Origin of the sequence: Micromonospora sp. LOL_024, from assembly GCF_048060415.1 — a bacterium.
Taxonomy (GTDB): domain Bacteria; phylum Actinomycetota; class Actinomycetes; order Mycobacteriales; family Micromonosporaceae; genus Micromonospora.
In genome coordinates this window covers 1-17,561 of the sequence record NZ_JBHMIS010000037.1, presented here as the reverse complement: position 1 = coordinate 17,561, position 17,561 = coordinate 1, and the positions used below count along the sequence as shown (strand labels likewise).

The window sequence follows — 17,561 nt, the reverse complement described above, 5'->3', positions numbered from 1 at the left end:
GATCCGACATGCCAGGTACGCAGCCCTGTCTCACCGGGCAAGAAATGCGGGCCCACCCCTGCTCCCGCCGATACTGCCCCCCATTCGCCTCCCGATCCGCCCGGTGGTCGCGCCCTGCGCGGACCGAGTCGCGCCGCCTCGAACGAAGTCGGACCGGATGAACGGCGAACTGCTGCGCCGAACGGAGTTCGCCGCATTGCGGCAACTGCTGGACGCGCTGCGGGCCGGCACCGGATCGGCCGTCGCACTGGTGGGCGAGCCGGGCATCGGCAAAACGAGACTGATCACCGAACTCGCCGCGCAGGCCCGGACCGATGCGGTCACGACCGTCACCGCCACCGGACGGACGGACACCGGCCTACCGGCCATTTCCGCGACCACACCCACCCTTGTCACTATCGACGACCTGCACGCGGTCGACGCCGCACACGCCGACCACGCGGAGCGACTCATCGAACTCACCGCCACCACGCCGGTGATGCTGGTCGTCGCGTACCGGGACCGACAACTCTCCCGGCGGGCGGCCGCGTTGCTGTCCCGGGCGGCCGACCGTGGTCAGCTCACCCAACGGCGGCTCGGGCCACTGGACCTCACCCAGACCCGCGAACTGCTCGGCGATCGTTCGGACCTGACCCGAGTGCACGCCGATGGGGAAGGAAACCCGTTCTACCTGCAACTGCTCGCCGCCGCCGGCGCGGAGGCACGGACCGACGTACACACCGCCCTGCTGGGCGAACTCGCCGAACTCACCGACAGCGAGCTGCGTGTCGCCCAGGCCGCCGCCGTCCTGCGCACACCCGGCCCGGCGGACTTGGTCGCCGCGGTGGCCGACCTGGGCGTCACCGACACGTTGGACGCCCTGGACACGCTCACCGGGCTGGACCTGATGCGTCCGGTGCACCAACTTCCCCGCTTCGCGTTCCGGCACGACGTCGTGCACCGGTTCGTCTACGCGCAGATCGAGCCCAGCCACCGCTTCGCCACCCACCGTCGCGCCGAGGCGGTGCTGCTCGCGCGGGGTGCCCCGATCACACAGCGCGCCCACCACATCGCGCGGTCCATCGACACCGCCTGTCCCGAGCAGCTCACCGTGCTGTTCGACGCTGCCCGGACCACCGTCCACACCGCTCCGGCGGAAACGTTGGAGTGGATGGAGACCGCCCTGCAATTCCTGCCCGAGGGGGACGACCGCTTCTACGAGGCCCAAGTGTTGCTTCTCCGGGCGCAACTGCTGCGCGGTCGCCGGTGCGACGTGCAGGAACTGGTGCACACCTTCCTTCCCCGGGCGACCCGGATCCCCGGCGGCGCCTTCTCCTCCACCGTCGCGGTAGCCGCCCGGGTGCGCCGGATCCAGGGCCGGCACGCCGAGGCGTCCGCTCTGGTCGAGGAAGGGCTGGCCGCCCTTGCCGGCACCCATCCCCCCACCGCCGTGGCCATGCACACGGAGCTAGCCGAACTCGCCCTCGACCGGCTCGACCGGGACGCCGCCTACCAACATGCTCGCAAGGCCGCCGGCATCGCCCGGCTCCAGCACGACCGACTCGGCGAAGCCGCGGCCCTCGCCCAGACCGCGATGGCCCACCTGCTCGCCATGGACACGACCGCCGCCGAGCGGGCCGCCGACGCCGCCGCCGACCTGGTCGACACGGCTCCGGACACCACCATCGTCACCAATCTCCCAGGCCTCTTCCTGGTCGGCGCGACCGAGGAGGCCCTACACCGGTTCACCGATGCGCAGCGGCACCTCTCCCGCTGTGCGGACCAGGCACGCCGCACCGGCCAGCGGTTCATCCTCCCCACCATCCTGACCTCGCTGGGCACAGTGGAGTTGCAGCGGGGACTTCTTGGTCGGGCCCGCCGCACCCTCGACGAGGCGGCGGAATTACTGGAACCGGAAGGCACGCCGACCACCCGGGCCACGGTCGACGCGCTCCGCGCGGTCGTCCGATTCTGGCAGGACAGCGACGGGGACGCGGCCACGTTGGCCGAGCAGGCCAGCTCCATGGCCCAGGACCTGACGTCGGTCGCGGGCACCACCATCCGATGCCTCCACGCGAACCTGCTGATCTGGGCGGACGAGCCGGAACGGGGACGTCGGTTGATGCTCGCCGCCCTCGGCGGCCCGCACATGCCGCGTATTCCCCCGTCGGGCCGGTCCCGGTGGTACGACGCGCTTGCCGCGGCTGCGCTGCGCACCGGTGACAAGGCCGACGCCAGCAGGTGGACGGACCTGGCCGACGTCTCGGTGCGCGGTCTCTCCGGAACCATGCAGGGTTTCCTGCGGCGCACCTGGATGCGGCTGCACGCCGCACGGGGCGAGGTCGGACCGGCATTGACCGCCGCCGAACAGGCCGCCGAGTGCTTCGCCAGCCGAGGATTGGATCTCGACCTGTGCCGGACGATGGTCGCGGCCGGAACCCTGCTGGTTGACGCCGGCAACGCCGACGAAGCCCGAGGCTGGCTCGGACGCGCTACCGCGCTCGCCGAGCAGTGTGGCTCCGCGCGACTCGCCGATCGGGTCCGCCGGCTGCAGAACCGACTCGCGCCGGCTGCCGGGGCCATCGGGCACAGCGACGCACTGACCGTGCTCACTGGCCGCGAACGCCAGATCGCCGACCTGGTGAGCAGAGGAATGACAAGCGTGGCGATGGCACACCAACTGTTCCTCAGTGTCCGGACGGTCGACACCCACCTGGGCCGGATCTACCGGAAACTCGGAGTGGCCAACCGGGCCAGCCTGGCCCGTACGGTGCTCCGATCCGAACCGGTGGGAGCGGTGGACGGCAGGCCCGGGTGAGACGCCTGCCTGTGCAGTAGCCGGAACAGGGTGCCATTGCTTCGGCCACACCTCGGGCCAGCAACCAGCCGTTATTTGTACAGTCCCACCCCGCGATGGTCACGTCGACACCAACGTCATGCGATCGTCGTCTCGCGTCGTCTCCTGCAGGGCACGACGGCGGACGCCCCGAACCAGCAGGTAGCCGACCATCCAGAACTCGCCTATGTGTGCGGGCACGGCGACGAGTTCGGCGGCGGCTGGCGCCTCTGGAACGAGGTACACCAGGAACGCGCCGAGCGGATAGCCGACGCCGCCGGCGATGAGCATCCAGCCCAGCGGCCGGGGCATCCATCCCGAGCGGAGCACGCAGAACCCCATCGGGATGAGCCACAGGCCGAAGAACAACGCTACCCGCACAATCAAAGGGCAGGACCAGCCGCGAGACGGCATACCTTACGATCTCGCTCCCCGCCGGCCAGGCCCGGCCTACCGACCCGGGCATGGGCTCGCTCAGAGTGGCATATCGAGAATCGTCTGCATTACGTGCGAGATGTCACGCTTCGTGAAGACGCTCATCAAGCCCGGACCGGCTGCGGTCCTGCCATATTCGCCACTCTCCGTAACACTTCAATCGGGTACCACCAGGGCCCCGGCAAGGTCACGATGGTGTCTGACTTGTCAGGCTTGACCAAGAAGCGCCGCTATTGGTGGCACCACGACGGGCATGACCGACTCAAAAGGATTATCGAGGTTCTCCACGCCATGCTGATCGCCCGAAGTGAGTCATGCCTGCGCTGCCACCATCGCTGATCTCGTCCGTATCCGACGCACCGGCTGTCACCGCGTACGAGGCGCTGTGACCTCAGCGATCGACAGCCCGCCGCTCACCAGGGCCCTCCCAGGTCAACAGGCCGGGACTCGTCGTCGAGAACGACGACCGGCACGATGGATGTCGTTCGAGGACCTTCAGCTCTCCATGCCTCGAGAAGCGGGATCGGCATCAGCGGGCGAGCCAACCGCCGTCGACGGGAAGGACAACCCCATTGACGTAATCAGCCGAGTTGGAGCAGAGGAAGAGCACCGCGCCGGCGATATCGGCGGGCTGGGCCCAGCGTGCGGCCGGGATCCGACCGAGGATCTCGCCGCTGCGCAGGGGGTCCTGGCGCAGGTCGCGGGTGTTGGCGGTGGCTACGTAGCCGGGGGCGACCGCGTTGACGTTGACCCCCCGGCCGGCCCACTCGTTCGCCAGCGCCTTGGTCAGACCGGCGACGGCCGACTTGGATGACGTGTAACCCGGGACGTTCACCCCGCCCTGGAAGCTGAGCATGGACGCCAAGTTCACGATCTTCCCGCCGTCGCGCTCGAGCATCGAGCGGCCGATGTCGCGGGACAGCACCCAGGTCGCGCGGAGGTTGACGTCCATCACGTGGTCGAAGTCGTCGTCGGAATGCATCGCGGCGGGGGTCCGGCGGATGGTGCCGCCATTATTGACCAGGATGTCGACCTCGCGGCCGGCAAGGTCGGCAGCAAGCGCCGTCACGTCCGGCCGGATCGCGAAGTCGGTCCGCACCGGGGTGAAGTCGCGCCCCAGCTTCTCCACGATCGAGCGGGCCTCGCTGGCATCGGACGGCATGTTGTGGCTGACACCGATGATGTCAGCGCCTGCGGCGGCCAGCGACTCCACGATCGCCAGCCCGATCCCACGGCCGGCGCCGGTCACCACCGCGACCTTCCCCTCCAGGCTAAAGCTGCGGGCGAGGTACGCTGCGGGGCTGCCGGCTGGGCTCATCATGAATGTGCTCCTTCAGGTGACGCGGGAGAAGGTGAAGGGGTGTATCCGAGAGCTGCCGAGATTCGCGCGGCGGTCTCGATAGCCAGCGGGGCCATCGATTCCAGCTGCTCGCGCGTGTGTTCGATCGTCAGGGTCGAGATGCTGATGCCGTAGTTAATCTTGTGGGTCGAGTCGCGGATCGGTGCCGCCACGCAGATGACACCAGGCACGTTCTCTTCGCGGTCGAGCGCGTAGCCGACCTCGCGGATTCCGGCGATCTCGGCTCGCAGTCCGTCCAGTGTCGTGATCGTGTTCGACGTCAGCGGCGGCAGTCCCACCCGGGCCACGAATCGGTCGAGTTTGTGGTCGCTGTATCCGCTGAGTACCACCTTGCCGATTCCCGAGGTGTGCAGGGGGATCGCGAGGCCGACTCGGGAGGGCATCCGGTAGGGCTTGTCGGAGTCGGCACGGATCAGATAGACGATCTCGTCGCCGTTGGCCACGCCGACGTGGATCGTGCACCGCACCCGGTCGACCAGATCGTCGACGAAAGGCTGCGCGATCGCGGAGATGTCGATCCGCCGCAGCGCCTGCCCGGCCATCGAAAGGATCTTCGGGCCGGGCAGGTAACTCCCATCGGGAGCAACCGTGACGAATCGCCGTTCGATCAGGGTGGCCAGGATCCGGTGGGTGGTGGCCTTGGCGAGACCGGTCGCCTCCACCACCTCCGAGAATCTCGCATGAGTCATGACCGCTTCCAAAACGAGCAGGGTCTTCTCGCTCGCGTTGGCCCCGCCGGTCAACAGTTGGTCCGTCGCTCGGACCGTCTCGTTGGTCATGAACTCACCTAACTGGAAGGACGTGAAATCAGCGCATGTCGGCGATGGCGAAGCCGTCCATGTCGTCGAACGACTGATTCTCTCCTGCCATCGCCCAGACGAAGCTATAGCTTGCGGTGCCGACACCGGAATGCACTGACCAGCTCGGGGAAATCACCGCTTCCTCGTTGCCGACCACCAGATGCCGGGTCTCGGTGGGCTCGCCGAGCAGGTGGACCACCCGGGCCTCGGCCGGCAGATCGAAGTACAGGTACACCTCAGACCGCCGCGCGTGGGTGTGCGCGGGCATCGTGTTCCACATGCTGCCCGTGTGCAGCGTGGTGACGCCCATCACCACCTGGCAACTCCGCACGCCCTTCTCGTGAATGTACTGGTTGAGGGTTCGCCGGTTGGATTGCTCCGGGTCGCCGAGTTCCCGGACGGTGCCCTCGCCGGGGGCCACGAAGGTAGTCGGGTAAACCGTGTGCGCCGGTGCGGAGAACAGGTAGAACCGGGCCGGGCCCGCCTCGCCGGCTGCGTCGCCGGACTCGAACACCACGTCGACGGCGCCGCGTCCGACGTACAGGCATGCGCCGTGCTCGGCCTCAAACCTGACGCCGTCCACGGTGACGGTTCCGGGACCGCCGACGTTGACGATCCCGGCCTCCCGGTGCTCGAAGAAGTACGGGCTGACGATCTCGGGAAACGTCGGGAGCTTGACCGACCGGGTCACCGGCTTCACCCCGGCCACGACCACCCGGTCGTGATGCGTGTACAGGGCCTTGACGTCATCGTCGACGAACAGGCCCGGCACGAGGTAGCGGTCACGCAGCCCGCTGGTGTCCATGCTCGGGACGTACTCAGGGCTGGTCGCGTAGCGCTGTTCCATCGTTCTCCTTGTTCCCGTCGTTCTCATATCAGGGCAGAAGGCTCGTGTCAGGGCAGCAGGCCGAAGAGTCCCGGCAGCCAGAGCGATAGCCCGGGCGTGAAGATGACGATGATCAGGCAGATCGTCAGCGCGCCCAGGAGCGGCAGCAGTTGCCGGACGATGCCCTCGATCGGCTGGCCGGAGATGTTCGCCCCGACGAAGAGCACGGTTCCGACCGGCGGTGTGATGGTGCCGATACAAAGATTGAAAATCATCACGATGCCGAAATGGATCGGGTCGACGCCGAAGCTGGTCACAATCGGCAGGAAGATCGGCGTGAAGATCAGTACGGCCGGGGTGGCGTCCATGAAGGCGCCGATGACGAGGAGGATCGTCGCGATCAGCAACAGGATCACGACCGGGTTCTCGCTGAACGCGAACACCGCTTCCGCGGCCAGCTCGGGAATCTGCGAGAAGGACAGGACGAAGCCCATGATCGTCGAAGCGGCGATCAGGAACATGACCACTGCCGTGATCTTGGTGGCCTCCAGCAGGATGGCGGGTAGGTCACGGAGCTTGATCGTGCGGTAGATGGCCGCCTGGATCGCCGAGTAGAACACCGCGATGGCAGCGGACTCGGTCGCGGTGAAGAAGCCGGCCAGGATGCCGACGATCACCACGGCGATGAGCATCAGCGACGGCAGTGCCACGAGCAGTACCCTGGCGCCCTGGCGGAAGCCGACCCGCTGGGTCTCCCGCAGTTCGGGACGCCGGCGGACGTAGAGGTAGACGACGACCGAGCAGGCGAGCGCCCACAGCAGACCAGGCAGGTACCCGGCCATGAACAGGGCCGCCACCGAGGTTCCGGACACCAGCGAGTAAACGATCATCAGGTTGCTGGGCGGAATCAGCAACCCGGCCGGGGCGGAGGCGACGTTGACCGCCGCGGAGAAGTTCTTGTCGTAACCTCCCTTCGCAGCGAGCGGACTCATCGTGGTGCCGACCGCGGCTGCAGCCGCGATCGACGACCCACTGACCGCCCCGAACAGGGCGTTGGCCGCCACCGTGGTCTGGGGCAGCGAACCTGGCACGCGGCCGACCAGCACTTTGCCGGCGTTGATCAACTGCAGGGCGATGCCGCCTTGACTCATGATCACACCGGCCAGCACGAAGAACGGGATGGCCAAAAGTGCGAATGAGTTGATTCCCCGGAACATCTGCTGTGCCGCGGTCAAGGCTCCGTTGTCGAAGCCAACCACGACAAACATGGCCAGCACTGAGGACAGCCCCACCGCGACGCTGATCGCGGCTCCGACGACGAGCAGGACGGCGATGCCGACTACCAGAACGAGACCTGCGAGTGCCGCAGTTTCCATGACTCCTCCTTCCTACGACAGCGCGGTCTTGGCCTTTGAGTCGACGGCGGCTTCGTCGCCCATGCCGATGTGGATCACGTGATAGACGTTGTAGAACGCGATGATCACACCGGAGATGGGCAGCGCCAGGTACATCCAGCCGACGTTCACCGGCAGCCCGGTCAGGGTTTGGTCCCAGGTCAGGCGCACCATCTGGTATCCGCCCCAGATCAGGACCAGCCCCGCGAAGGCCAGAGTGCATAGCTGGACGAGAACACCCATGAAGCGCTGGACCTTCTCCGGCATCCGCTGAACCGCGAGGTCTGCCGCGACGTGCCCGCGCTGCCCGAAGACCCAGCCTCCGCCCAGCAGGCCCAGCCAGATGAACAGGTACTTGGCCAGTTCCTCCGACCAGCCGCTGGGAGAGTTCAGCACCTGCCGGGCGAAGACCTGCCAGCCGACGTCGAGCACCAGCGCTGCAAACAACACGACACAGCACCATGCCAGCAACCGGTCCAGTTCATTCTTGACCGCCGTCATGCCTCAGGCCCTCCCGCCGTCGCCGGTGCTAGGCCGTCGAGTCATTTGGCAGCCGCACGAACCTTGGCGTGGATGTCGCGGATCTTGTCGTTGGTGAGCTTCTGCTGCGTCAGCGGAGCGATCAGGGCGGCGAAGGCGGCCGAGTCGACCTCGTTGAACTTCGCACCAGCCTTCTCGGCCATCGCCTTGGACTTCGGGATCTCGTCCGCCCAGAGGGCCCCCTCCTCCTCGACCGCGACGGCGATCTCCTCGAGGAAGATCTTCCGGACGTCCTCGGGCATCGCGTCAAGAACCTTCGGGTTGACCAAGAGGTAGTCGGGGAGCATCAGGTGCCGGGTGTAGCTGTAGAACTTCGCGACCTCAGAGTGCTTCACGTTGGCGTACGTGAGTTCGTTGTTCTCAGCGCCGTCCAGCACTCCGGACTGGATCGCGGTGTAAACCTCACCCATGCCCATCGGAGCCGGGCTACCGCCCATGAGCTTCATCATCTCGATGTTCGTGTCCGACTCGATGACCCGGATCTTCAGGCCCTTCATGTCGGCGGGCGTGGTGATCGCCTTCTTCGAGGTGTACATGTTCCGCACTCCGCCGTGGAAGGAGCCGAGTACGCGCAGGCCCTGGCTGTCCAGCGAGGAGTACAGCTCGGAGACGATCGCAGGGTCGTTCGTCGTCTTGCGCTGATGTTCCTGCGAGTCGAAGGTGAACGGCAGGTTGAAGACGATGAAGTCCTTGTTGTGGCTCTCCATCAGTGGCGCGGCGACCATCGACATCTCGATGGTGCCCGCCTTGACCAACTCGACGGTGTCCTTCTGCGTGCCCAGGGCCTCGTTCGGGAACACCTCGATGTCGTACTTGCCGTTGGTCCGGTTCTTCAACCGCTCACCCATGGCGTCGAGGGCGATGAACTGCGGGTGATTCGGCTGCTGGTTGAACGCCAGCTTGAGGGTCTTCTCGGCTTTCGCGCCGCCGTCCTTCGTGTCGCCGCCGCCGCTCCGCCCGTCGCCGGCTGCACACCCGGTCAGGCCGAGGACGGTGGCCATGGCTGCGGCGGTCAAGAGGACGACTTTGTTCCTTCTCATGGTGAACTCCTTCGATGTACTTGCACCGGGGTGTGCCGAACTACGTCGGCCTGCAGGTGAGCGGCATCCCGGGCGGTGGCTTCGGGTGGGCCGAGGGCCCTTGCAAGACCGTCGGCATCGATGCGAAACTTGGATGGAACATCGTTCCGTACCACGGAACCATAACTACGGGTGGTCTGAGCGTCAACCCCCGTTTGTGACCACCGACACCCGATCAAGCCGCCACTGCCCCGCACGGCACTCCACGGAGGAATCGATGACCAACGCCGCCGACCTATTCCTGTCCGCGTACATCTCCGCGCCGACGGATCCCATCGATGAAGACGCCTTCTACGACGCGGCTGCCGGGCTTGACATCGACGGGCTGGAGTTCGCCCTGTTCCCGGCCGGCGCCCGGACCCTCGAGCCGGACTGGATCCGCAAGCACGTCAACCCGGAACACGACCTGATCGTCTCGCTCGTGCCGTCGATGATGGCCGCCCTCGGCAGCACCCCGAACTACGGCCTGGCCTCGACCGACGACGTGCAGCGCAAGCGGGCGCTGAGTGACGTCGGGCGGGCCTGCGACCTGGCCGTCAGCCTCGCCGCCGAGTACGGGACCCGGCGGGTCGTCGCGATCGAGGTGCACACCTCTCCCGGCCCCCGCGGAGGCTCGACCGAAGCATTCGAACGGTCTCTTACCGAGATCCTGACCTGGGACCGGGCCGACGCCGAACTGCTGGTCGAGCACTGCGACGCCTACGTCCCCGGCCAGAAACCCGCCAAGGGTTTCTTCCCGCTGGCGGACGAGATCGCCGTCGTCCGGTCCTTCGACCTGCCCGCCGACGTTCTCGGGATGAGCCTGAACTGGGGCCGCTGCGCCATCGAGGGGCGCGGGTCCCGGCTGCCGGTGGAGCACATCCAGGCCGTCACCGACGCCGGGCTGCTGCGGGCCTACATCTATTCCGGCGCGACTGGCGAGGACACCCTGTGGGGGCCCGCCTGGACCGACATGCACATTGCCAGCCATGGTGCCGATCCCGCCCTGGCCGCCTCCGCGGCCTCCCTGCTGGGGCCCGACGAGATCGCCGAAACGCTCCGCGCGATCGGTGACACCCCGCGAATCGGGTTGAAGTTCGCCATCCGCCCAGTCGACACCGACGTGGCGACCCGGCTCGCGGTCGTCGAAGCGACGCGCACGCAGATCGTCGCCGCCCGCGCTGCCGGCTGATGGCCGACCGACCAAGGCCTTCAGCTGATCTTGGTAGTCGAGGTGGTCAGTCAATGGTCGGGGTGAGCCGGGCTGCGTCGAGCAGGGCGCGGACTGCTTCGGTGTCGCCGGTGACGGCGACTGCCTCCTCGCCCTCGATCGGAGCTCCGCTGATGACGAGGGTCTTCCATGCGCGGGTCGTTGCCTCGACTTGCGCGTCGACATCGTCGGAGATCGGCTCCTTCGCGATCGTGGTGCCGGCTGGGCCCACGGTCGCGAGGTACTCGACCGGCTCGTGTCTGGCGGTGCGGGAGTCCGTCAGCGTCAACGTGACACGACGGGTCGGGTCGCTTGCCGGTGCCGGCCGCGCATGTGCCCGCATGGCGAGAACGAGCGTGTCTGGACTCATGTCCGCCTCGACCGGCAGTTGAGGGGAGCGCACAGCCCACCGCGACAAGGCTGCGTTGACGTCCTCGAGTTCGCGCCCCCACTCGGTGAGGTCGTAGACGGTGACGTCTGCGGGGCGGGGCAGGGTACGTCGCACGACGATGCCGGACTCTTCCAGGTCCTGCAACCTGCGTGAGAGCACCCCCGGCCCGATTCCCAGAATGTCGCGCTGGAGGTCGACGAAGCGCTTCGGTCCCAGGATCAGCTCGCGCACGACGATGAGGGCCCACCGCTCTCCGATGAGGTCCAGCGCGTGCGCGGAGGCGCAGCCGTCGTTGTACGAGCCGTACGTTCTTCGTGTCGCCACCAAGCCAGCATAGCTACTTGCACAATAGTGACTACTACTGGTTCAGTAGTTACATGAGTGCGAGAAACACGGCTGCCTGGACTGCCGTTCACCACGAACGTGCGGCGCTTGCCCGAGACCTCGAGATGCTGGCGCCCGAGCAGTGGAGCGCTCCGACCGCCTGTGCCGGGTGGAACGTGCACGACGTCGTGGCCCACCTCGTCGACACCGCGAAGACGACGAGGATAGGCTTCGTCCGAGACATGGTCACCGCCCGCTTCGACTTCGACCGCCAGAACGCACTCGGTCTCGCACGCGAACGGCGCGACGACCCCCGGGACACTCTCGCCGCGTTCCAATCCGTCGTGACACGCACCAGCACTCCGCCGGCGGCGATCGCCACACGCCTGGTCGAGGCCTTCGTCCATGGAGAAGACATCCGCCGGGCGGTCGGGCTCAGCGGCGACTACCCGGCCGACCAGGTAGCAGAGGCGCTGGAGTACCAGCTTCGCACGACGGTGAAGTTCGGCGGCGGCAAGGAGCGCGCAAGCGGCCTGCGACTCATCGCCTCCAATGCACCCATCGACAGTGGATCCGGACCGCAGGTGCGCGGATCGGCCCTCGCCCTCCTACTCGCGGTCTCCGGTCGCCCCCTTGAGCCCGACGAGCTCACGTGCCCCGGAGCCGCGACTCTCGCGGGGCGCGCCACCTCCTGACGACCACCATGTCGCATTTTTGCGCACGTGGAGGGCCTGGCCGAGTATCCCTTCGGCGGCGCCTACGACATCGCAGTCAGCGAAGGCCGCTTCACACCATCGAAAAGCACACCACGGCAACCCCAAACCACGTCAGCACCTTCAGCCCCGGGCTACGTCACCTCCACCTAACCTGCGGACACCCAGACGAATAGACGTTTACTCATAGCCGCGAAGTGTCCCCAGGTAGCCGGTGCCGTCACCGGTCAGCCACCGCCACCCCGATCTGCCAACCGCCGGTGCCGATGAACCAGATGAGTCCGTCGCCCACGGCGATGCCCAACGCCACACCGAACACCAAGTCGACGGCGCGTCGATAGCGCTGCCCGGTGGAGATTCCCAGCGTGATCACCGCGGAGATCGGGGCGAAGACCGGCTCCGGATTCCCGATGACGCGGCTGGCCACCGCCCAGGACACGGCAGCGGCCACCGAGGTCTGCACCACGACGACCGTCAGGGCACCCAGCCGCTGCCACCGTTCCCGCGCGACGTCGGCTGCCCGGGCTCGCAGCCGGTCGCGCTTCCGCTCACCCGGGCTCCTCCACCGCCGGCCCCGTCACGGCTCCCACGCTAGGCAGCGGGAGAACCGGTTGGCACCGGATCGCCACAGTTCGCCCGATGGGCACCTCCTTCGTCTCGCCTCCTACGTGAGGATGGGTTGCCGGGTGACGGATTTTTCATCTCGCCTGACCGGGCCCGGCTGCGGGTGCGTGGCTGCCACCTCGCCGCCGGTCGCCGCGATCGTCCGCGCCGGGATACCCAAGGGTCACGACCCGCTCGTCCGCGACGCCGCAGTGATGCTGGCGTGCGCGGTGGCGGCGGCGTTCACCAGCGACACGGCCAGTCCGGTGGATCGGCTCACGTTCGGCTCGGGACTGGCACGGCTGGCCACCGAAAGTCGACTGGCCGAGCAGGGTCGCGACCGGATCAGCGAGGTCGCCGAGGCCCTCACCCCGGCCCGATCGAGAAATCTGGAGCTACGCCCGGGCATGATGACGAGGAACAAGCATGGAGCTGGCCTGGCCGGCCGCCATCGTGATCATCGCGCTACGCGGCATCAGCCGCGACGCCACCCGTGATGCGCCCCCCGGCGCGCACGTGTCCGGACGACGCAGGCCGCCAGCCTCGGGGGCGTCCCGGCGTCTACGCCGACCGGCACGGCTGCCGCACCCAGACTGCTGGCGGTGCCGCCGACCACCCGGTCGCCGCTCTCACGGTCGGCGGATCCGGCTCCTGCTGCCAACTCAGCAACAGGTGAGCAGGTAGTCCCGCAGATCGTCCAGGACGCTCAGTACACCGTCCCGGTCGGCCCGATACAGAACGATCTTGCCATCGCGCCGCTGGGTGAGAATACCTCCACGGCGCAGCAGCGCCAGTTGTTCCGACGCGGTCGACTGCCCGATCCCGGCCCGCTCGGCCACCTCGCCCACGGAAAGCTCCGCGCCGCGGGCGAACAGCAACATGATCCGCTGCCGGGCCGGACTTCCCAGGGCTTTGAGGAAGTCGTGGGTGCGCTCGGACAGTTCCGCCGACAGCGTCGGTGCATCGTCCGACCGCGGGTCCGACACGTCGCTGGTCTGCGGTGCCGCTGGAACGCGGCCGTCTCGGTTCCCCGATCTCATATCCACCATCCTGCCACCGACAACACTTCGCCATTTCGCGAAACGACGATATGATTTCTGTCCATGACAGTTGATCTCCGCCCCACGGTCATCGTGGGCGGCGGGCAGTCCGGCCTGTCCGCCGCGCGCGCCGCCCGCAACACCGGCCTGCACCCGCTGATCCTCGAGGCCGGTCCGCGTCCGGCTGGGTCCTGGCCCGACTACTACGACAGTCTCACCCTCTTCTCACCCGCTCGATACAGCACCATGCCCGACCTGCCGTTCCCCGGCGATCCGGACCGTTACCCGGCACGCGATGAGGTGGCCAACTACCTGGAGCAGTACGCCGCCGGCCTCGGTGTCGAAATTCGTACGGAAGTCCGCGTCACCGCGGTGGAACCAGCGGAGCGGGGCGGGTTCGTCGTGCGTACCGCCCACGGCGACGGCATCGAAGCGGCGGCCGTCGTGGCAGCCAGCGGCAGCTTCGGCAACCCCTATCAACCCGACATCCCAGGACAGGATCAGTTCGGTGGCCGACTGCTGCACGTGGCCGACTACCGCAACCCGGCACCTCACGCCGGCAATCGGATCGTCGTCGTGGGCGCCGGCAACTCCGCGATCCAGGTGGCGTACGAACTGGGACAGGTAGCCCGAGTCAGCCTTGCCACCCGATACCCGGTCAAGTTCGTTCCACAGGTCATTGCCGGCCACGACCTGCACCGCTGGCTCAAAATCACCGGGTTCGACGCGCTGCCGCCCGCCTGGTTGGCTCGCCTTGTCAACCGCACCCCGGTGCTGGATACCGGCCGCTACCGCGCGGCCGTCGAGTCTGGACCGCTCGACCGGCGGCCGACGTTCACCTCCTTCACCAACGACGGCGTGATCTGGGCAGACGGAACGGCCGAGCCCGTCGACGTAGTGATCATGGCCACCGGCTACCGCCCGAATCTCGGATACCTGCGGGCCCTCGGAGCGCTGGACAGCAGCGGCGCCCCGGTGCACCGCGGCGGCGTCTCGGTGACCCATCCGGGTCTGGTCTACGTGGGTCTGGAATTCCAGCGGTCGTTCGCCTCCAACACCCTGCGGGGGGCGTGTCGCGACGCCGAATACGTCACCGGCACGCTGGGTGCCCACGTCCGCGGCGACTGAACACTCCTGGCCGACCGACCCCCGCAGCCCTGTCGGGTTCCTGGCCGTAGCCGAGCCGGCGCGGCCGGGAACGTCGTCCAGGAGAGAGCAGGATTCACTTAGCATGACTTTCGGGTGGCGGCATGTGCGTGCGTCCGGTGAGCTATCTGCCCGGGCCGTGACCGGGGCGACCCGGCGCCGGTGGGGCGTAACTCCGGTACTGGTCCGTAATTTCTGCGTGAGGATCGGCCCCCGGGTACGGCAGTGACTCGCTGATCGTTTTCGACGGTGACCCGGCGGCCGTCGTGGCACCCTGCTCGGCCAGCGTCGGCTGCTGGCGGACACCCTCGCCGGCTTCGATGAGGCGGCATGGTCGGCGCAGAGCCGGTGCACGGCCTGGAGCAACCGGGACGTGGTGGTGCACTTGAGCATCACCAACCGTACGCGACATCGCCGCCGGGGGTGGACGCCGGCTGCGTCACGGTCGACGAGGAGCATTCGCCAACCGTGACCCGCCTCTGCAGGCTGCCGCGCAAGCTCGGCGGTGAGTGGACGCCTACTCGTCTGAGCATCCACCCGGTCAGGTGGAGGTGGCGTAGCCGCGGTGCTCGGCGGCCCATGCGAGCGGTTCTTGACGCTCGTAGGGGCGGCAAGATGACGGCACCGTAGACACTCGTGTACGACGTGAGCGAGCCATTCGGTGGCCGGCCCCACCTAATCTGGAACCCGCGCACTGCAGACCCCGCCCCACGCCACTGCCCGGAAGGACCTCACGCGATGACCACGGGACCCGTCGATGGCCTCGACCTCGCTGCCTGGCTGTGCACCCACCTGCCGGAGATCAGCGACGCCGCCCAACGCTACCAGTGGAACCACAAGCTGGACGCCGCGATCGGCGACATTCGAGCCGGCACGCCGGTCGCCCGGGCGCTGGCCGACCAGCACCTCCCCATCGACCTCGCCGCCGCTGGTCACGAGCAGGCCCGCATCAGCAGAGGCGACCCGGGCACCCTCGACGATCTCAACATCGACCCGGTAATCGTCACTGGCCCCTACACCTGCCCCGCCACGCCGCCCTGCCCACGTCGGACCCAAGCCGACGCGGACGGACACGAACCGCAGTGCGGTGTACACGGCAGAATGATGCTGCTGCGCGGCCAGTGACGGGCTGGCCGTGACCGACCTGATCAACACCCTGGGCAAGAGGGTCACCGAACGATGGCTGGCCGCCATCGTGCTGCCCAGCCTGCTGTACGTGGCCATCGCCGGCTGGGCGTCGCTGACCGGCCAGGACCACGCCGTGGATCTGCCGTGGACTCTGCGCCGGCTCACCGACCTGTGGCACGGTCACGGGTCCGGACCCGTTCCGGCAGCGGCGGTCGTAGCCGCCGCGCTGGCCGGGGCCGGCCTGGCCGGGGTAGCCGCCACCGTGGTCGCCGAGGACGTGGTGCACCGGCTGTGGACCATCCGTGGTCCGCAGCGCCGACTCGACGCCCTCCGCGAACGAACCAGACGCCGGTGGCAGGGACGGGACCCCCAGCCGCCCCAGCGCTATCTTCCGCAGCGGGCCACAGTCATCGGCGAACGCTTCCGGCTCATCGGTGAACGCGTACACGCCCAGTACGGGCTGTCGGTCACCGCTGCCTGGCCCCGCCTGTGGATCCTGACCAGTGCCGACACCCGGGCCCTGATCAGCGCCGCGCACCAGCGGTACCACGGCGACGCCGTCCTGACGGCCTGGGGTTTGCTCTACCTACCGTGGGCGGCGCGGTGGTGGCCCGCCGCGCTGATCGCCGCCGCCGTCCTCGCATTCGGCCACCGGCGGGCCCGCGCCAGTTCCGCCACGCTGGCCACGCTCATCGAGGCCACTGTCGACGCGCATGCCACCGACCTCGCCAGAGTTGTCGGGGTGAACCTGCCCGAGGGACGCGTCACTCCCAGCGAAGGCAACAAGATCAACGATATTCTCGTGAAGCGGGCCTGAGCCGGCACGTCGGTGCAGGTCCTCGTCCGTACCGGAAGGGAGACGAGATCCTCCCCGTCTGGATTCATCTGATCCGCGTCATCCGGCGGCACGCGCAGTTCGAACTCACCGGAGCCGACACCGAACTGGACGCATGGGTCCGCACGGGGCGTCGGGCGGTGGCCGCCACTCCCATCGACCACCGGTACCACGCCGGCCTTCTCGAAGAACTCGGCCTGGCGCTGAGGGCAAAATTCGAACGTACCGGAGCCCTCACCGACCTGGCGGAGGCGATCCAACTCGTCCGGCAGGCCGTGGCTGCCTCCCCCACCACCACCGACCCCCCGGACATCGTCGGACCGCTGGCAAACCTGGGCGCCCTGCTGCGAACCCGGTTCGATTACGCGTCCGTGGAGGCCGACCTGGCGGAGGCGATCGCCGTCTCGCGGCAGGCAGTGGACGCCGCCCCCGCCGACCACCGGTACCGTGTCGCTGCGCTGAACAACCTCGGCAACGCGCTGGCCCGCCGATTCGAGCACACCGGAAGCGACGCCGACCTGAAACAGGCGATCGTCGTCCTGCGGCAGAGCGTGGGCGCCACCCCCACCGACCATCGGGAACACGGCAACGGTCTCAACAGCCTCGGCCTCGCGCTGCACGCCCGGTTCGATCGCACGGGACGCGACAAGGACCTCGACGAGGCGATCAATATGCTGCGCCAGGCTGCGGCCGCCACGCCCGCCGGACACGGGAACCACGCCCGCGCCCTGGTCAACCTCGGCCCCGCGCTGCACGCCCGGTTCGGCCGCACGGGCGCCGACGCGGACCTCGACGAGGCGGTGACCGCGCTACGGCAGGCCCTCCACGCCACTCCCACCGACCACGCCCACCGCGCCGTTTACCTGTCCAACCTCGGCATGACGCTGCACGCCCGGTTCGGCCGCACGGGCGCCGACGCGGACCTCGACGAGGCGGTGACCGC

Annotated in this window: 19 protein-coding genes; 9 read left to right on the top strand and 10 right to left on the bottom strand. The window is 68.1% G+C overall.

What is annotated here, in order from left to right; genetic code table 11:
• Nucleotides 1-157: 157 nt before the first annotated feature.
• On the top strand, nt 158-2,797 hold the full coding sequence (locus tag ACFHWY_RS24590; protein WP_416582622.1) for a LuxR C-terminal-related transcriptional regulator: 2,640 nt from the start codon (nt 158-160) through the stop codon (nt 2,795-2,797).
• Between the two features lie 99 nt (nt 2,798-2,896).
• Here ACFHWY_RS24590 and ACFHWY_RS24585 read toward each other — a convergent pair whose 3' ends face one another.
• The 7 genes from ACFHWY_RS24585 to ACFHWY_RS24555 all read right to left on the bottom strand — a co-directional run bounded on the left by ACFHWY_RS24585 (nt 2,897) and on the right by ACFHWY_RS24555 (nt 9,210).
• Nucleotides 2,897-3,196, bottom strand: coding sequence for a DUF4386 domain-containing protein (locus ACFHWY_RS24585; protein WP_416582621.1), 300 nt, complete (start codon nt 3,194-3,196; stop codon nt 2,897-2,899).
• Nucleotides 3,197-3,779: 583 nt separating this feature from the next.
• The gene (locus tag ACFHWY_RS24580; RefSeq protein ID WP_416582620.1) at nt 3,780-4,571 is read right to left on the bottom strand and encodes an SDR family oxidoreductase; all 792 of its coding nucleotides are present in this window, start codon (nt 4,569-4,571) and stop codon (nt 3,780-3,782) included.
• A complete protein-coding gene (locus tag ACFHWY_RS24575) occupies nt 4,568-5,353 on the bottom strand; it encodes an IclR family transcriptional regulator (RefSeq protein WP_416582619.1) in 786 nt (261 codons plus the stop codon). The genes ACFHWY_RS24580 and ACFHWY_RS24575 overlap by 4 nt, the downstream gene beginning before the upstream one ends.
• 64 nt (nt 5,354-5,417) lie before the next feature.
• Nucleotides 5,418-6,257 (bottom strand): 5-dehydro-4-deoxy-D-glucuronate isomerase, encoded by an 840-nt coding sequence (kduI, locus tag ACFHWY_RS24570; protein ID WP_416582618.1) that lies wholly within the window; start codon nt 6,255-6,257, stop codon nt 5,418-5,420.
• Between the two features lie 47 nt (nt 6,258-6,304).
• Nucleotides 6,305-7,612 carry a TRAP transporter large permease gene (locus ACFHWY_RS24565; RefSeq protein ID WP_416582617.1) on the bottom strand — a complete coding sequence of 436 codons (1,308 nt, stop codon included), beginning with the start codon at nt 7,610-7,612 and terminating at the stop codon, nt 6,305-6,307.
• Between the two features lie 12 nt (nt 7,613-7,624).
• The gene (locus tag ACFHWY_RS24560; RefSeq protein WP_416582616.1) at nt 7,625-8,080 is read right to left on the bottom strand and encodes a TRAP transporter small permease; all 456 of its coding nucleotides are present in this window, start codon (nt 8,078-8,080) and stop codon (nt 7,625-7,627) included.
• A gap of 92 nt (nt 8,081-8,172) precedes the next feature.
• Entirely contained in the window at nt 8,173-9,210 is a 1,038-nt protein-coding gene (locus tag ACFHWY_RS24555) for a TRAP transporter substrate-binding protein (protein WP_416582615.1), read from the bottom strand.
• Nucleotides 9,211-9,466: 256 nt separating this feature from the next.
• Between ACFHWY_RS24555 and ACFHWY_RS24550 the strand changes: the two genes are divergently transcribed.
• Nucleotides 9,467-10,420 carry a DUF4862 family protein gene (locus tag ACFHWY_RS24550; RefSeq protein WP_416582614.1) on the top strand — a complete coding sequence of 318 codons (954 nt, stop codon included), beginning with the start codon at nt 9,467-9,469 and terminating at the stop codon, nt 10,418-10,420.
• A gap of 46 nt (nt 10,421-10,466) precedes the next feature.
• Here the strand turns inward: ACFHWY_RS24550 and ACFHWY_RS24545 are convergent, their stop codons facing one another.
• A complete protein-coding gene (locus ACFHWY_RS24545; protein ID WP_416582613.1) occupies nt 10,467-11,153 on the bottom strand; it encodes a winged helix-turn-helix transcriptional regulator in 687 nt (228 codons plus the stop codon).
• Between the two features lie 53 nt (nt 11,154-11,206).
• Here ACFHWY_RS24545 and ACFHWY_RS24540 point away from each other — a divergent pair, with 53 nt between their 5' ends.
• Nucleotides 11,207-11,848, top strand: a complete 642-nt coding sequence (locus ACFHWY_RS24540; protein WP_416582612.1) for a maleylpyruvate isomerase family mycothiol-dependent enzyme — start codon at nt 11,207-11,209, stop codon at nt 11,846-11,848.
• Nucleotides 11,849-12,086: 238 nt separating this feature from the next.
• Here the strand turns inward: ACFHWY_RS24540 and ACFHWY_RS24535 are convergent, their stop codons facing one another.
• Nucleotides 12,087-12,329, bottom strand: a complete 243-nt coding sequence (locus tag ACFHWY_RS24535; protein ID WP_416582611.1) for an FUSC family protein — start codon at nt 12,327-12,329, stop codon at nt 12,087-12,089.
• Between the two features lie 268 nt (nt 12,330-12,597).
• Here ACFHWY_RS24535 and ACFHWY_RS24530 point away from each other — a divergent pair, with 268 nt between their 5' ends.
• Nucleotides 12,598-12,966 carry a hypothetical protein gene (locus ACFHWY_RS24530; protein WP_416582610.1) on the top strand — a complete coding sequence of 123 codons (369 nt, stop codon included), beginning with the start codon at nt 12,598-12,600 and terminating at the stop codon, nt 12,964-12,966.
• 165 nt (nt 12,967-13,131) lie between these two features.
• Here ACFHWY_RS24530 and ACFHWY_RS24525 read toward each other — a convergent pair whose 3' ends face one another.
• Complete coding sequence (locus ACFHWY_RS24525; RefSeq protein WP_416582609.1) at nt 13,132-13,455, bottom strand: ArsR/SmtB family transcription factor; 324 nt, start codon at nt 13,453-13,455, stop codon at nt 13,132-13,134.
• 117 nt (nt 13,456-13,572) lie between these two features.
• Between ACFHWY_RS24525 and ACFHWY_RS24520 the strand changes: the two genes are divergently transcribed.
• The 5 genes from ACFHWY_RS24520 to ACFHWY_RS24500 all read left to right on the top strand — a co-directional run.
• Nucleotides 13,573-14,637 carry a flavin-containing monooxygenase gene (locus ACFHWY_RS24520; protein WP_416582608.1) on the top strand — a complete coding sequence of 355 codons (1,065 nt, stop codon included), beginning with the start codon at nt 13,573-13,575 and terminating at the stop codon, nt 14,635-14,637.
• Between the two features lie 292 nt (nt 14,638-14,929).
• Nucleotides 14,930-15,127, top strand: coding sequence for a maleylpyruvate isomerase N-terminal domain-containing protein (locus ACFHWY_RS24515; RefSeq protein WP_416582637.1), 198 nt, complete (start codon nt 14,930-14,932; stop codon nt 15,125-15,127).
• A 266-nt stretch (nt 15,128-15,393) separates the two neighbouring features.
• On the top strand, nt 15,394-15,780 hold the full coding sequence (locus tag ACFHWY_RS24510; protein WP_416582607.1) for a hypothetical protein: 387 nt from the start codon (nt 15,394-15,396) through the stop codon (nt 15,778-15,780).
• 10 nt (nt 15,781-15,790) lie between these two features.
• Nucleotides 15,791-16,600, top strand: a complete 810-nt coding sequence (locus ACFHWY_RS24505; protein WP_416582606.1) for a hypothetical protein — start codon at nt 15,791-15,793, stop codon at nt 16,598-16,600.
• A 158-nt stretch (nt 16,601-16,758) separates the two neighbouring features.
• Nucleotides 16,759-17,561 (top strand): tetratricopeptide repeat protein (locus ACFHWY_RS24500; RefSeq protein WP_416582605.1); only part of this gene is annotated, 803 nt, incomplete at its 3' end.